We start from the raw sequence: 15,860 nt of genomic DNA, 5'->3' as shown, positions 1-15,860 counted from the left end.
ACAGATGCGGCACCACCGGGCGTCCTAGGGTCAGCGACATGAACCCCTTCGATGACCCCGACGGCACATTCCTCGTGCTCGTCAACGATGAGGATCAGCACTCGCTCTGGCTGGCGACGCTTGCCGTTCCGGCCGGGTGGCGCGTCGTGCACGGCCCGGACGGTCGTCAGGCCTGCCTCGATTACGTCGAGGCGAACTGGACCGACATCCGTCCGCGCAGCGCCCGCCGCGACACAGCCACCACGAGCTGATTCCGGTCCCCGCGATGACCCAGCTGCAGGACGTCGACCGGCGCTGGTTCAAGCGATTCGGGCGCCGCGAGCAACCGTCCGAGGTCCGGCTGCTGTGCTTCCACCACGCCGGCGGCAGCGCCGCGATGTACCGGAAGTGGCCCGGTCTCCTGCCCGCGTCCGTCGAGCCGATCGCTGTGCAGTTGCCGGGACGCGCCGACCGGTTCGGCGAACCGGCGTTCGACCGGATGGCACCACTCGTCGACGCGCTGGTGAACGCGCTGCTGCCGCTCCTGGACCGACCGTTCGCCTGCTACGGCGTGAGCATGGGGTCCCGGGTGGCCTGGGCGCTCGCACACGCCCTGCGCGAGCGCGCGATGCCGATGCCCTTCATGCTCTTCCACGCGTGCGACGTCGCACCGGTAAACGACGACGACGTCTGGCCGTGGGAAGGGCGCACGGACGGGCTCGAGGGCTACATGCGGGAGATGGGCGGAACGCCGCCCGAAGTCCTCGCCGAACCGGAGCTGGTGCGGGCGCTGGTGCCCACGTTGCGTGCCGACCTCACAGTGCTCAGCACACACGGGTTCCGTCCGCACACGCCGCTCGACGTGCGGATCCGCGCTTTCGCCGGCGCCGAAGACTGGACAGCGCCTCCCGACCAGATGGCGGGGTGGCAGGCCGAGACGACAGCCCGGTTCGACCTGGACGTCGTCCCGAGCGGGCACTTCTTCGGCCCGGAGGCCGAGCAGCAGGTCATTCGGAGAATCGGCGACGACCTCGTCCGGGCACGCTGACCCAAGGAGCAGCGGTGAGCGACAACCTTGTCGACCTGGCCACCACGGATCTCACGTCGGACCGGGTTCACCGCGCCCGCCGCCGCGGCACCACAGTGACGCGGCGAGCGCCTGACGACCTGGCCGACGCCGCCCGCGGACACGCCCAGCGCCACGGCGTTACCTGCTCCGCCCTGTGGCAGGCCGCGCTGCTGACCGTCCTGCACCGGTACACCGGAGAAACGGATCTGGCGATCAGGTCGGGCGGCGCGGTGTGGCGCGCCGACCTGAGCGGCAACCCCGGCTTCGCCGAGCTGACCGCGCGCTGCCACACCTCAGCCGGCACCGATGCGCGGTTCCAGGTTGGCCTGGCCGGGCGCGACACAGCAGCAGGAAGCCCGTTCGACCTCACGCTCACAGTGGGGTCCACGGACCTCACACTGGAATGCCCGGCGGACCAGTCGGACGAAGGCCGGGCCGGCCGGTTGCTGGATCATCTGACCGCGGCGCTGGCCGGTGGGCTGGCCGACCCGCACCGGCCGGTCGCCGCCATCGACATCCTGCCGGCGGCCGAACGGAACCTGGTCCTGCACGGCTGGAACCCGCCACCCGTCCCGCGTACCCCCGGCCTGCTGCACCACGTCACCCTCGGCCACCCCCCGGACCGCGTGGCCATCCGGTTCGCCGGCGCCGAACTGACCTACGACCGACTCGAACGCCGATCCAACCGACTGGCCCACGCCCTGCACGGGCACGGCATCGGCCCCGGCCACATCGTCGGGCTGCTCCTGGACCGCGGCATCCACCTGCCCATCGCCCAACTCGCCGTCATGAAGGCCGGCGCCGCCTGGCTGCCGCTGGACCCCCAACATCCACCGGCCCGGCTCGCCCTCCTGGCCACCGACGCTGGCACCAGGCTCGTGATGACCACCACCGACCTGGCACCGGCGGCCCCCACCGACATTCCCCACTGGAACCTCGACGACCGCGACGACAGCGGCCCGGACACCCCACCTGAGATCGACGTCCGACCGGACGATCCGGCGTACCTGCTCTACACCTCCGGGTCCACCGGCACCCCCAAGGGCGTCCTGGTGCCCCACCACAGCGCCTACTCCTTCTGCGAGACAGCTGTCCAACTGTTCCGCACCACCCCCGCCGATCGGGTCGCCCAGACCTCCAACCCGGCCTTCGACGCGAGCATCTGCGACTGCTACGCCACACTGCTCGCCGGCGCGACAATGATCAGCGCACCTCGCGAGACCATCGCCGACGCGGCCGCGTTCACGACGCTCATCCGTGCCGAACAGGTGACGCTGTCCTTCATCTCGACAGCCGTTCTGGCACTGCTCGAGCCCGACGACTTCGCCGGCACCGCGCTGCGCGCCGTCTGGAGCGCGGGCGAGGCCCTGCCGCCCGAGCAGGCCAGCCGTTGGTCGCGGCCCGGCCTCGAACTGCACAACTGCTACGGGCCCACCGAGACCACAGTGGTCGTCACCGACTACCTGTGCACCGACGAGCCGCTGACCGGACCGACCCCGATCGGCACCGCCCTGCCCAACCACCGCGCGTACGCCCTCGACGAACACCTCCGCCCCACCCCGATCGGCGTACCCGGACAGCTGTTCGTCGCCGGCACCGGCGTCACCTACGGCTACTACGGCCGGCCCGGCCTCACCGCCGAACGCTTCCTCGCCGACCCCCACGCCGACCAGCCCGGACAACGCATGTACGCCACCGGCGACCTCGTCCGCTGGCTCCCCGGCGGCATCCTCGAATTCCTCGGTCGCCGCGACCGCCAGGTCCAGATCCGCGGCCAACGCGTCGAGCTCGGCGAGATCGAACACACGCTCAGCCGCCACCCCCACGTCCGCCAGTGCGCAGTCCTCCTCCACGACGCGACCCACCTCGTCGCCTATCTCACCGGCGAACCCGACCTGGACGACGTGCGCCGGTACCTGGCGGACCGGCTGCCGACGTACATGATCCCGACCGTCCTGGTCACGGTGCCCGAGCTGCCGCTCGCCCCGAACGGCAAGCTCGACCCCACGCGACTGCCCGAGCCGACGACACCTCCGGCCACCGGGTACGTCGCGCCGCGCACCGACACCGAACGCTGGCTGGCCGCCGTCTGGCAGGAGGTCATCGGGGCGGAGGAGGTGGGTGCCACCGACAGCTTCTTCGACCTCGGCGGCGACTCGCTGCACGCCATCCAGCTCGTCGCCCGGATCCGGGACCACCGCAACGTCGACCTGCAACCGCGCCACCTCTTCGCCCACCCTGTGCTCGACCAGTTCGCCGCCCTCCTCGACGAGGCCGCTCCCCTGGCTGTCGACGAACCGATCACGCCGGTGCCGCGCACCGGGCCGCTGCCCTGCACGCGCCAGCAGGAAGGACTCTGGTTCCAGCACCAGTTCGACCCCTCGTCGGCCACGTACCACATCGGGTTGCGGCTCTGGGTGCGCGGCGAGCTGGACGTGGCGGCGCTCGGCCGGGCGGTGCACGCCCTCGTCGTACGCCACGAGGCGCTGCGGACCCGGTTCGTCGACAAGGTCGGCGTTCCGGCGCAGGTGGTCGACGATCCGCCGCCGATGACCCCGCTGCCGGTGGTGGACATCGAGCCGGCCGACGTCGAGGCGTGGGTCGCGCGGGAGATCCGCCGGCCGCTGGACCTGGCCGCCGGGCACCTGTTCCGGTGCCCGCTGGCCCGGATCGCGGCCGACGAGCATGTGCTCCTGATTGTCGTGCACCACATCGTGGCCGACGGGTGGTCGGCTCGCATCCTCGGTGCCGAGCTGTCCCGGCTCTACGCCGTCGAGGCCGGCGCCGCCGACGAGGCGCTGCCGGCGCTCGTCCTCCAGCCGGCCGATCACGCTGTCTGGCAACGTGACAAGCAGCGCAGAGCCGAACTGGAGCGCCAGGTCGCCTACTGGCGGGACACCCTTGCCGACCTCCCTACCGTGGACTTCCCGACCGACCGGCCCCGGCCGGCCCAGCGCACCGGCGCCGGCGTCACCGTGTCCCGGCGCCTGCCGGGCGACCTCGCCACCGCCGCCCGCGCGTACGGCCGGACCCACCGCGTGTCGTTCCTCGCGGTCCACCAGGCCGCGCTGCTGACAGTCCTGCACCGCCACACCGGGCAGCACGACCTGCCGATCGGGTCGATCTTCTCTGGACGCACCCGACCCGAGATCGAGCCGCTCGTCGGCTTCTTCGCCAACCCCCTCGTGCTGCGCACCGATCTCACCGGCCGCCCCACCTTCGCCGACCTTGTCCGCCGCTGCCACGACACGGTCCTCGACGCCGGCGCCCACCAGGACGCGCCGTTCGCCCTCGTGGTCGAGAGCCTGCGACCGGAGGTGACGGGCCAGACCAACCCGCTGTTCCAGATCAGCCTGTCGCTCCAGCCACCGGGCACCTCCCTGCCCGGCCTGGCACTCGCCGGGGCGACAGCCGAGGCCCTCGACGTCAGCACCGGGTACGCCCGCTTCGATGTCGCGCTGGCCGTCATCGACCTGGCCGACGGCGGGCTGGAGCTACAGGTGGAGTACTCCACCGAGCTTTTCGACGCCGACCGCATCGACCGCCTTGTCGAGCAGTTCACCACAGCCCTCGCCCGCGGGCTGGCCGAGCCGGACCGCCCGACCGACGAGATCGACGTCCTGCCGCCGGCCGAACGGGACCGGGTGCTGCGCGACTGGAGTTCCCGCGCCGCCCTCCCGCCCGGGGTGGGAGCCGCTGCCGGGACCACAGTCGTCACTGACACGCCCGGAAGGCGCGTATACGTCCTCGACGCCGCGTTGCGTCCGGCGCCCATCGGCGTCCCGGGGCAGCTGTACGTCGCGGGCACCGGCGCGGCGCAGGGCGACCCCGACCGGCCGGCGCTCACGGCGTGCCGGTTCCTCGCGGACCCGTACGCCGACCGGCCCGGCAAGCGCATGTACGACACCGGCGACATCGCGCGCTGGCGCTCCGACGGCGTGCTGGAGCACCTCGGTCGAGGCGACCGGCAGGACGAGGGAACGGCACGGCAGGACGAGGGAAGAGACCCGCAGAACGGGCACGGGGCCGGGCAGCCCCGACCCCCGATCGTCGACGCGGCCGTCGCCCCACCACCGCCGGCGCCCCGGGGCGAGCTGGACGCCGAGATCGCCGAGCTGGAACGGAGACTTGCCGAGCGGGCCCTACTGGAGCGGCTGCTCGAGGAGAAGCGGGCCGCGAGGGCGCGGCGGGACGCCGCCCGCCGGGTGGTGCCGGTGCCCCGCGACGGGTCGCTCGTGTGCACGTACCAGCAGGAAGCGATGTGGTTCGAGCATCAGCTCGACCCCGACTCGCCGGTCAACCACATCGCGTTCGCACTGCGGTTGCGCGGCGCCCTGGACGTGGCGGCGCTCGGGCGGGCACTGCACGCCCTGACGGTGCGTCACGAATCACTGCGGACCCGCTTCGTCGCCGAGGACGGCAGGCCCCGCCAGGTGATCGATCCGCCGGCGGACGCGCTGCCGCTGCCGGTGGCCGAGCTGGACGCCGGGACCGTCGAGGAGTGGGCGGCGGCCGAGATCAGCCGGCCCATGGACCTGACCGTGGGCGGGCTCCTCCGGACAGCGCTGGCCCGGCTGAGCCCCGACGAGCACGTGCTGGCGCTTGTCATCCACCACATCGTCGCCGACGGCTGGTCGGCAACCATCCTCTCCGACGAGCTGACCCGCCTCTACGCGGCCGGGACCAGCGGGGCGCAGGCACGGCTGCCGGAGCTGGCAGTGCAGCCGGCCGACTACGCGGTGTGGCAGCGCGCCCGGCTCGACGGTGGCGAGCGGGAGCGGCAGCTCGACTTCTGGCGCGAGACACTTGCCGACCTGGCCACTATCGACCTGCCCACGGACCGCCCCCGCCCACTCAGCCCGGCCGGCGACGGCGCGGACCGGTGGCGACAGGTGCCCGACGGTCTGGCGCAGGCCGCCCGGGAGTACGCCCGCGCCCGCCGGGTTTCGCTGCTCACCCTCACTCAGGCGACACTGCTCACCGTGCTGCACCGCTACACGGGGCAGACCGACCTACCCATCGGGTCCATCTTCTCCGGCCGGACCCGTGCCGACACCGAACCGATGGTCGGCTACTTCGTCAACGCGGTGGTGCTGCGCACCCGCCTCGACGGTGATCCCAGCTTCGACGGGCTCGTCGGCCGCTGTCACGAGACCGTCCTGGCCGCCACCGCCCATCAGGACGTCCCGTTCGGCCTCGTCGTCGACGCCCTGCACCCCGAGCGCGTTCCCGGGCGCAACCCGCTGTTCCAGGTCAACCTGTCGCTTCAGCCGCCTGCCGCCGCACAGGGTGACCTGACGCTGGGCACCGTCACCGCCGAGCCGATGCCGGTCTCCGGCGGCCACGCCCGCTTCGACCTCGCCATGGCGGTGATCGACTCGCCGGACGGCCGCATCGAACTGGGCGTGGAGTACGCCACCGAACTGTTCGATGCCGACCGCATCAACCGACTCCTCGACCACTTCCTCACCGCGCTCGCCAACGGACTGGACCGACCCGAGCAGCCCGCCCGCGAGGTCGAGATCATGCCGGCCGCGGAACGCCACCAGGTGCTACACGACTGGAACGACACCACCACCGGATACCACCACGAACCGCTGCACCACCTCGTCGAACGCATCGCCGAACACACCCCGAACGCCATCGCCGTGATCGACCACGACGGCACCCACCACACCTACCGCGACCTCGACACCACCGCCAACAAACTCGCCCACCGCCTCCACCACCACGGCATCACCCCCGGCGACCACGTCGGCGTCTGCCTCCCCCGCGGCATCCACCTCGTCACCACACTGCTCGCCATCTGGAAAACCGCAGCCGCCTACGTCCCCCTCGACCCCGAACTCCCCCCCGAACGCCTCACCGCCATGCTCCACGACGCCACCCCACCCCTGGTCATCACCACAAGCACCCACACCGAGGCATTCCCCACCACCCTCGACGTCACCGACACCACCAACGACGACACCGGCTGCACCCCCGACGACTGCACCCTCCACACCCACACCACCACCGCCGACGACACCGCATACCTGATCTACACGTCCGGCTCCACCGGCGCACCCAAAGGCGTCGCAGTCCCCCACCGCGGACTCCACAACCGCATCACCTGGATGCAGGACACCTACCACCTACAAACCGACGACCGAGTCCTGCAAAAAACGCCCTACGGCTTCGACGTCTCCGTGTGGGAATTCTTCTGGCCCCTCACCACCGGCGCCACCCTCGTCCTCGCCGCCCCCGGCGGCCACCGCGACCCCGACTACCTACACCAACTCATCGTCGACGAGGGCGTCACCGCACTGCACTTCGTCCCCACCATGCTCCAAACCTTCCTCGACGCCACCGCCGACCGCGGCCCCCTCGGCCAGGTCCGCCGCGTCTTCTGCAGCGGCGAAGCACTACCGGCAGACACCGCACACCGCTTCCTCACCACCTGGCCCCACATCGAACTCCACAACCTCTACGGACCCACCGAAGCATCCATCGACGTCACCGCCTGGCAATGCGAACCGAACTCCACCACCGTCCCCATCGGACAACCCATTGCCAACACCCGCGCCTACGTACTCGACAACCGACTACGCCCCACCCCCATCGGTATCGCCGGAGAACTCCACATCGCCGGCACCGGCCTCGCCCACGGCTACCACAACCGCCCCGGTCTGACCGCCGAGCGGTTCCGGACCGACCCGTACGGACCACCCGGACAACGCATGTACGCCACCGGTGACCTCGCCCGCTGGCGCTCCGACGGCACACTCGAATACCTCGGCCGGACCGACCGACAGATCAAGCTCCACGGTCAGCGCGTCGAACTCGGCGACATCGAACACGCCCTGTGCCAGCACGCCGCGGTCGACCGGAGCGCGGTAGCGGTCCGCCACGGCGTCCTGATCGGTTACATCGTCGGCGACGCGGATCCCGCCGACGTACGCCGGTTCCTCGCCGACCGACTGCCGACGTACATGGTCCCCACGACTGTTGTCGCACTCCCGGATCTGCCTGTCACACCACACGGCAAGCTGGACACCGCCCGACTGCCCGAGCCCGCGCCACCGCCGGAGGCCGGGCACGTCGAACCGCGTACCGACACCGAGCGGTGGCTGGCCGAGGTGTGGGAGAACCTTCTGCGCGTCGAGCGGGTCGGCGCCGGAGACAACTTCTTCGACCTTGGTGCCAACTCGCTGCACACCACCCAGCTCGCCGCACGGGTCCGCGACGGGCTCGGCCTCGACGTCCATCTCCGGCACGTGTTCGCCAACCCGGTCCTCGAGGACTTCGCCAGGCACCTTGACGAGAGCGCCAAAGCGCCGGCCGAGGCCAACGGCCCGCTCGTCGGGCTCCAGCCCCGTGGATCGCAGTCCCCGCTGTTCCTGGTGCACCCGGTCGGCGGGGCGGTGACCCACTACCTGACGCTGGCGACGATGCTCGGCGACGACCAGCCGGTGTACGCCATCGAGGACCCTGAGCTGCACGGCACCGCCCCCGCCGGCAGCCTCGCCGAGCGGGCCGGCCGCTACCTCGACCTGGTCCGCGGCGTCCAGCCGCACGGCCCGTACCACCTCGGTGGCTGGTCACTTGGAGGCCCCGTCGCGATGGAGATGGCCGGGCAGCTCCGGGACGCCGGAGAGGAGGTCGGCGTCGTCCTGGCGCTGGACTCGGCCCTGCCGGTCCCTGGCCAGAACCCGACCGACCTGGAGACGCTCACCTGGTTCGTCCTCGACACGGCCGGCACGGCAGGCGTGCCCCTGCCGGACGTCGACCTCGACGCGTTGCGGGGGCTCGACCGCCAGGCGCTGGACACTGTGGCCCTGGACGTGCTGGCCCAGGCCGGGCTGGCACCTCCGGACACCCACGACGACCTGCGGACCAGGATGCGGGCGTTCGCCACGAACATCGCGCACTATGCCGCGTACCGGCCACGGAACTACCTCGGCCGGCTGGTGCTCGTGACCGCAGAAGACAACAGGGCGACGGACGACGTGTCAGCGTGGCAGGCCCACGCACCCCGCCTGGAGCACCTCACGGTGCCCGGTGACCACTTCACGATGCTGCGCCCGCCCCATGTGCGGGACCTCGCGGCGGTCGTACGGAGGGTGCTGGAGCAGGGGGCCGGAGCCTGCGGCCCCCGGTTCGTGTGACGGGACACCTCCCGCGCCCGGCTCCTAGATTCGCACTGCACCGCCCGACCGTTGCCGCGCCGGTCCGACCAGCGGATTGCACCGATGAGGACCCTGCGCGGAGGCAGGAGCTTCCGTGAGCACGTCCAACGTCGACGACATCTACGAGCTGTCCCCGTTGCAGCAGGGCATGCTGCTGCACACGGTCCACGACGGCGCGACCGACATGTACCTCGGCCAGCACGTCTACATCGTCGAGGGAAGCCTGGACGTCGACGCGATGGTTCGGGCCTGGCGGCAGGTGTTCGAGTCGCACCCCGCGCTGCGGACGTCGTTCCACTGGGACGGCGACGACAAGCCGCTTCAGGTCGTGCATCGGGACGTCACGCCGCCGGCGCACCAGGACGACTGGTCCGCGCTGAGCGAGGACGAGCAACAGGAACGGCTCGACGCGATGATGGCCGAGGACCGCGCCACCGGCTTCGACGTCGCCGCAGCCCCGCTCCAGCGACTGCACCTCATCCGTCTCGGGGACGATCGGCACGCCCTGGCCTGGACCCATCACCACCTGCTCCTCGACGGCTGGTCGGTGCCGATCTTCATGAACGAGGTGATGGCCCACTACCAGTCCCTGACCGGTGGCGGCCCGCTGCCTCCGCCCGCGCCGCCTTTCCGCGACTACATCGCGTGGCTGCAACGCCAGGACATGGACGCGGCGAGGACCTTCTGGAAGGAGGTCATGGACGGTGTCACCCCGGCCACCCTGGCCGGGATGCGCCCGGTGGACCCCCACCACGGCACCGGCGGTGTCGACCGGCACGTCGTGAGCCTTCCGCCAGCCGTCGAGGAGGGCCTGCGCGACGCTGCCTCCCGTCACCGGGTCACAGTCAACACCGTCCTGCACGCGGCGTGGGCCGTCGTGCTGGGCCGCTACAGCGGGCGCTCCGACATCGTCTTCGGCTGTGTCAGCTCCGGCCGGCCCGCGGAGCTGCCCGGGGTGGACCGCATGATCGGCATGTTCGTCAACACCCTGCCGGTCCGCTTCAGCGTTCCGTCCGAGGGCGACCTGGGGCCGTGGCTACACGAGCTACAGACCCGGTACGCCGACATCCGCCGCTACGAGTTCAGCCCGCTCTCCGACATCAAGAAGTGGGCCGGCGCCCCGGGCCAGCAGTTGTTCGACAGCCTGTTCGTGCTCGACAACCACTCGTTCGGCGTCCAGGCCGGGGGCTCGCCGCAGGGACAGCTCACAGTGCGCTCGCAGGCGACCTTCGACAAGGTCAGCGTCCCGATGGCGCTGATCGTGACGCCCGCGCCGGTGTCCGAGGTGCAGCTGCTGCTCCACGAGAACCGCTTCGAACCCGGCTTCGCCGACGGCGTCCTCGACTGCCTGTTCAGCACCTTGAGGGCGATCATCGGGGCCGACCGCGTCGAGCAGGTCGTGGCCGCCGCCGGGCCCGTGATCGCGTCACCGGACAGGCACGACTCCGCGTCGTTCGTGGACGCGCCGACCGGACCAGTGGTCCCGCCCGCGACACCAGAGGAGGAGGCGATCGCGACGGTCTACCGCGACATCCTCGAGCTGGCCGAGGTCGACGTCACCACGAGCTTCTTCGACATGGGCGGCGACTCCTTCGGCGCCGTCCGGGCGGTCGGCCGCATCGAGGGCGCCTCCGTCACGCTGCTCGCGTTGAACCCGAGCGTGCGCGCGCTCGCCTCCGCTCTCGCGACCGGCGGCCAGACGAGCGAGGAGGACGAGCTCGATGCCGAGATCGCCGAGCTGGAACGACAGCTCGCCGAGACCGACGACCTCGCCGAGGAGCTGACCGCGTTCTACACGACCAGCGAGGAGGAGGAGCGGGAGGCCGCCGCCTCCGGCCACGGCCGGCTCGAGTTCGAGCGGACGCAGGAGATCCTGCTGCGGCACCTGCCGCCAGCGCCCGCTGTCATCGCCGACATCGGGGGCGGTACCGGCCGCTACGCGCTCTGGCTGGCCGAACTCGGCTACCGGGTGGTGCACCGCGACATCGTTCCCCTGTACGTCGAGCAGTTGCGAGCGGCCATCCGGCCGGGCACCGACGTGGAGACCGCCGTCGGCGACGCGCGCAGCCTCGACCTCGGCGACGAGAGCGTCGCGGCGGTGCTCCTGCTCGGACCGCTGTACCACCTCCCCCGCCTGGCCGACCGGGTGCAGGTGCTCCGGGAGGCGCGGCGCATCGTCGCGCCCGGCGGCGCCGTGTTCGCGTCCGCCATCTCGCGCTGGGCGGCGCGGATGGACGGGGTCCTGCGGGAACGGATCTACGAGCGGGGTCCGGAGATGCTTGCCCACATCGACGAGGTGGAGGAGACGGGGGTCCTTCCGCCGCTGGCCCGGGGCGGCTACACGGCCTACACGCACCGGCCGGACGAGTTGGAGTTGGAGTTCTCCTCCGCCGGCCTCGACATGACCGACCTGGTCAGCGTCGAAGGCTCTGCCTTCCTGCTGACCGACCTCACCGAACGCATGGACGACCCCCTGGGCCACGAGGCGATCCTCGCGAGCGCACGAGCGCACGAACGGGTGCCCGAACTGCTGGGCATCGGCCCGCACCTCGTGGCGACCGGGCGGCGGCCGTGACCAGCCGGACCCGGTTCCAGTGACAAGACACGTCGATGGATGACTCCTACGTTCCGAAGTGCGCGACCGACGCGGTCGCGCCGGCCTGACCTGAGCAGGAGGCACCCATGACGAATGTCGAGGCCGAACCGTCAGCGGTTCGGTCGGACGCACTACCGGCGTCTGGAATTCGTACGTACATAATTCTGTGGATCTCGCAGTGGCTGGCATGCGCCGCGGTGAGCTTCACGGTCTTCGTGATCAGCGTAAACATCTTCGTGGACTTCAGCGCGGTCTGGATCGTCGCCGCCGCGTACGCCGTCCTGTTCGTGCCCTTCCCGATCCTCTCACCGTTCGCCGGCGCCTTCGTCGATCGGTACGGCCAACGGCCGGCACTGCTGATCAGCAACATCGGCACGCTTCTCAACCTGTCGATCCTCGCCTACATGATGATCAGCGGCCTCGGCACCCCGTTCTACGCGGTCTGCGCGGTCGGCATCTCGACGATCCTGCGGACCTTGCAGCTGGCCGCCATCGAGTCGGTGGTGCCCCTGCTGGTGCCGAAGCGCCACTACGGGCGCGCCAACGGCCCACGCATGCTGCTGACCGGCACGTTCGTCCTCGCTGGACCGCTCCTCGCCTACCTGCTGCTGAGCGTTTTCGCACCATCGACGATCGTCATCGCCGAGTGCGTGCTGGTGGTCATCGCCATCATCGTCGTGTCCAGGATCCAGTTCCCTGGCGTCGACAGGCCCAGCCCCGAGGCGACCACCCAGTCGCTCGGCCGGGACGTCGCCGACGCGTACCGCACCCTGCGTGCCCGCAGGGGGCTGCTGACGATGGTGGGGTTCCTGGCCATCGTGAGCGGCGTCCTCGGCGCGCTCGAAGTCGCGGCCAGCGGTACGGTTCTGGGCTTCGCCGACGACAGCGGCGCCATCGCGGTGTCCACGTCGTGCTGGCTCGGCATGGTCGTCGCGAGCATCCTGATGGTGGTGTGGGGCGTACCCCGCAAGCTGGTGATGGGCGGCCTGCTCGGTGCCGGGCTCGTGTTCGCCGTGGCGCTCGTCGCGGCGGCGGTACGGCCGAACCTCATCCTGCTGTGCGTCGGCGGTTTCATCGCGATGGGCAGCCTCGCGGTCGTCATCGCCACCTTCCAGACCGTGATGCACCTCAAGGTCGAGCAGCGTTACCTCGGTCGCGCCGTCGGCCTCAAGAACACGGCGGTCACGTTGTCGCACATCGTCGGCGACGTCGGAACGCTGGTGCTGGGCATCAGCATCTTCGCCAACAGCGGCAAAGACTCCGGCGGCGGCGTGTGGGGATGGCGGCAGGGCCACGGTTGGGACGATGTGGACTCGCCGTTCCTCAAGGTGATCATCGGCGACGGCCCCGGGCGTGGTTGGGCCCTCTTCATGATGTTGATCGGGCTCGGCGTGGGTGCTGTCGTCGCCTACCTCAGGTACCGCAAGCCCGCGTTGCTCCACGTGGAGGACGACCTGCCGGACGTCACACCGATGGACCGGCTGTCCCGACCGACCGAGGACCTCACACCCGTCCGCGCCAGCGAGGCGACGGCGACGCCGGGAGGCCGGTCCGCATGACGTGCCGGTCGTGCGCGTACGGCTCCGGGGAACGTGCGCGCGCGACCGGTGCCGGCTTCCCATCTGGTCAGTGTCGACGCGATCCACCACGAATACGAAGGCACCGATGAACCACAGGTTCCCCATCGTCGCAACCGAACGGCTACCGCACCGACCTGACGAGAGCAGGAGGCATCAATGACAACTGTCAAGACCGGACCACCGCAGGATCAGTCGGACGCATTACCGGCGTCCGGAACCCGCACGTACGTCCGTCTCTGGGTTTCGCAGTGGCTCGCCTGCGCTGCCGTGAGCTTCACGGTCTTCGCGCTCGAGCTCAACATCTTCGTGGATTTCAATCCCATCTGGTTGATCGCCATCGCCTACGCCATCCTGTTCGTGCCCTTCCCGATCCTGTCCCCGTTCGCCGGCGCGTTCGTGGATCGTTACGGCCATCGGCGCGCGCTGCTGATCAGCAACATCGGCACGCTGCTGAACCTCCTGGTTCTCGTCGTCGTGATGGTCACCGGCGTCGGTGGGGCGCTGTACGCCGTCTCGGCGGCCGGTATCTCCACGATCTTGAGAACGCTTCAGTTGGCCGCGATCGAGTCGGTGGTGCCTCTGCTCGTACCGAAGCGTCACTACGGGCGGGCGAACGGCCCACGGATGCTGATGACCGCGACGTTCGTCCTCGCGGGGCCGCTGTTCGCCTACCTGCTGTTGAGCGTCGCCAAGCCGGTCACGATCGTCCTGGCGGAGTGCCTGTTGGTGGTGATCGCCATCTGCGTCGTGATCACCTCTAACATCCCTGTCGTCAAGAGGCCGGACGGTGACGCGCCCCGTCAGTCACTGGGCAGGGATGTCGTCGACGCATGGCAACACCTCCGCGTCCGGCGGGGTCTGCTGACGATGGTGGGTTTCCTGGCCCTCGTCAGCGGCACCCTCGGCGCCCTCGAGCCCGCCTCGAGCGGGGCCGTGCTCGGCTTCTCGCCGGATAGCGGCGCCATCGTGGTGTCCACGTCGTGCTGGCTCGGGATGGTCGTCGCGACCATCCTGATGGTGTTCTGGGGCGTACCCCGCAAGCTGGTGATGAGCGGCCTGCTCGGCGCCGGGCTCGTATTCGCCCTGGCGCTCTGCGCGGCCGCGTTCCGGCCGGATCTCATCCTGATGTCCGCCGGCGGCTTCGTCGCGATGGGCAGCCTCGCAGTCATCATCGCCAGCTTCCAGACCGTGATGCACCTCAAGATCCCGCCGCACCTGCTCGGTCGCGTGTTCGGTTTGAAGAACACCTCGGTCACGCTGTCGCACATCGTCGGGGACGTCGGAGCGATCGCGCTCGGCGTGGCATTTCTCTCGAGCGACTTCACCTACAGCGGCAGGCCTCCCGGGGAGGGCTGGGACGATGTCAGCTCGCCGATCCTCGCGGCATTCATCGGTGATGGTCCCGGCCGCGGCTGGGCCCTCGTGATTATGCTGATCGGGGTCGGGGTGGCCGCAGTGGTAGCGCTCCTCGCGACCCGCAGCCGTGGGCTGCGTGGCCTGGAGCAGGACCTGCCGGACGTGATTCCGGACGACCAGCCGCCCCGGTCCACCGAGGACCTCGCACCGGTCGGCGCCACCGAACCGGCGCCGGGACGCCAGTCCGTGTGACCCGGTAACGGCGCGCACGCCGCGCCGAGCACGAATCCGTTGACCGAACGACGAAACGAGTCCCGACCATGGACATGCTGAAGGGCGACGAGATCGCCAACGCGAAGCTCACCGACTGGCGCAAGCTCGCCCAGGGACTGCATGCCCGCTATCTGGTCGACGACTTCAGTACCGGCGCGCGGTTCGTCGCTGCGGTCGGCGAGGCCGGCGACGCGCTCGGGCACCACCCGAGCGCGTCGCTCGGCACCGGGCACGTCGACCTCAAGCTGGTCAGCGCCGACGCGATCTACCGCGACGACGAAGGCACCGAACACGTCATCGAATGGGTGACGCAGCAGGACGTCGATCTCGCCCGACGGATCACCGAGATCGCCGCCGACCACGGGCTCAAGGCCGATCCGGCCTCGGTCAGCCTCATCGAACTCGGCCTCGACACCGCGGACTCCGCGACCATCGCCCCGGTGTGGGCCGCGTTGTTGACAGGCAACCCCGGGGCCCAGGGCCACGGGACGCCCGGCGACGAGATCCGGGACGCCACGGGCCGCGTGCCGAACCTGTGGTTCGGCGACGCCGGCAACGGCGACGCCCCCGGCCAGCGCTTCCACATCGAGGTCTACGTGCCCCGCGAGGTGGCCGAACAGCGAATCGCGGCTGTCGTCGCCGCAGGTGGGACCGTCGTCGACGACAGCGGCACGCCGTCGCTCACAGTCATCGCCGACCAGGACGGCAACCGGGGGGTTCTCTGCGTCGCCGAGTCTCCCGCGACTGTCGACTGACCCGTCGACCGGACCCCGGTTCGTGTGACAAGACACCACGCAACGCCGTCGAGATCCTGACGTACGACCCGAGGCTCAACGCCG

General features: G+C 70.6%; 7 protein-coding genes. All 7 read left to right on the top strand.

Going from position 1 to position 15,860, the window contains the following annotated elements:
- Positions 1–38: 38 nt before the first annotated feature.
- The 7 genes from F4558_RS03885 to F4558_RS03855 all read left to right on the top strand — a co-directional run bounded on the left by F4558_RS03885 (position 39) and on the right by F4558_RS03855 (position 15,776).
- Positions 39–251, top strand: coding sequence for an MbtH family protein (locus tag F4558_RS03885; RefSeq protein WP_053657863.1), 213 nt, complete (start codon positions 39–41; stop codon positions 249–251).
- A gap of 14 nt (positions 252–265) precedes the next feature.
- Complete coding sequence (locus tag F4558_RS03880) at positions 266–1,027, top strand: thioesterase II family protein (protein ID WP_053657860.1); 762 nt, start codon at positions 266–268, stop codon at positions 1,025–1,027.
- Between the two features lie 14 nt (positions 1,028–1,041).
- A complete protein-coding gene (locus F4558_RS03875) occupies positions 1,042–9,195 on the top strand; it encodes a non-ribosomal peptide synthetase (RefSeq protein WP_167943233.1) in 8,154 nt (2,717 codons plus the stop codon).
- Between the two features lie 115 nt (positions 9,196–9,310).
- Positions 9,311–11,791 (top strand): condensation domain-containing protein, encoded by a 2,481-nt coding sequence (locus F4558_RS32060; RefSeq protein WP_167943232.1) that lies wholly within the window; start codon positions 9,311–9,313, stop codon positions 11,789–11,791.
- A 107-nt stretch (positions 11,792–11,898) separates the two neighbouring features.
- The gene (locus F4558_RS03865) at positions 11,899–13,371 is read left to right on the top strand and encodes an MFS transporter (RefSeq protein ID WP_245241262.1); all 1,473 of its coding nucleotides are present in this window, start codon (positions 11,899–11,901) and stop codon (positions 13,369–13,371) included.
- 177 nt (positions 13,372–13,548) lie between these two features.
- Positions 13,549–15,000: an MFS transporter gene (locus F4558_RS03860; protein ID WP_082377611.1), complete on the top strand. Its 1,452-nt coding sequence runs from the start codon at positions 13,549–13,551 to the stop codon at positions 14,998–15,000.
- 68 nt (positions 15,001–15,068) lie between these two features.
- Entirely contained in the window at positions 15,069–15,776 is a 708-nt protein-coding gene (locus tag F4558_RS03855; RefSeq protein ID WP_053658630.1) for a 4a-hydroxytetrahydrobiopterin dehydratase, read from the top strand.
- Positions 15,777–15,860: the final 84 nt, after the last annotated feature.

The organism is Micromonospora profundi (assembly GCF_011927785.1).
GTDB lineage: Bacteria > Actinomycetota > Actinomycetes > Mycobacteriales > Micromonosporaceae > Micromonospora > Micromonospora profundi.
Note: the sequence above shows the minus strand (reverse complement) of the source record. Positions and strands in the feature narration are given on the sequence as shown.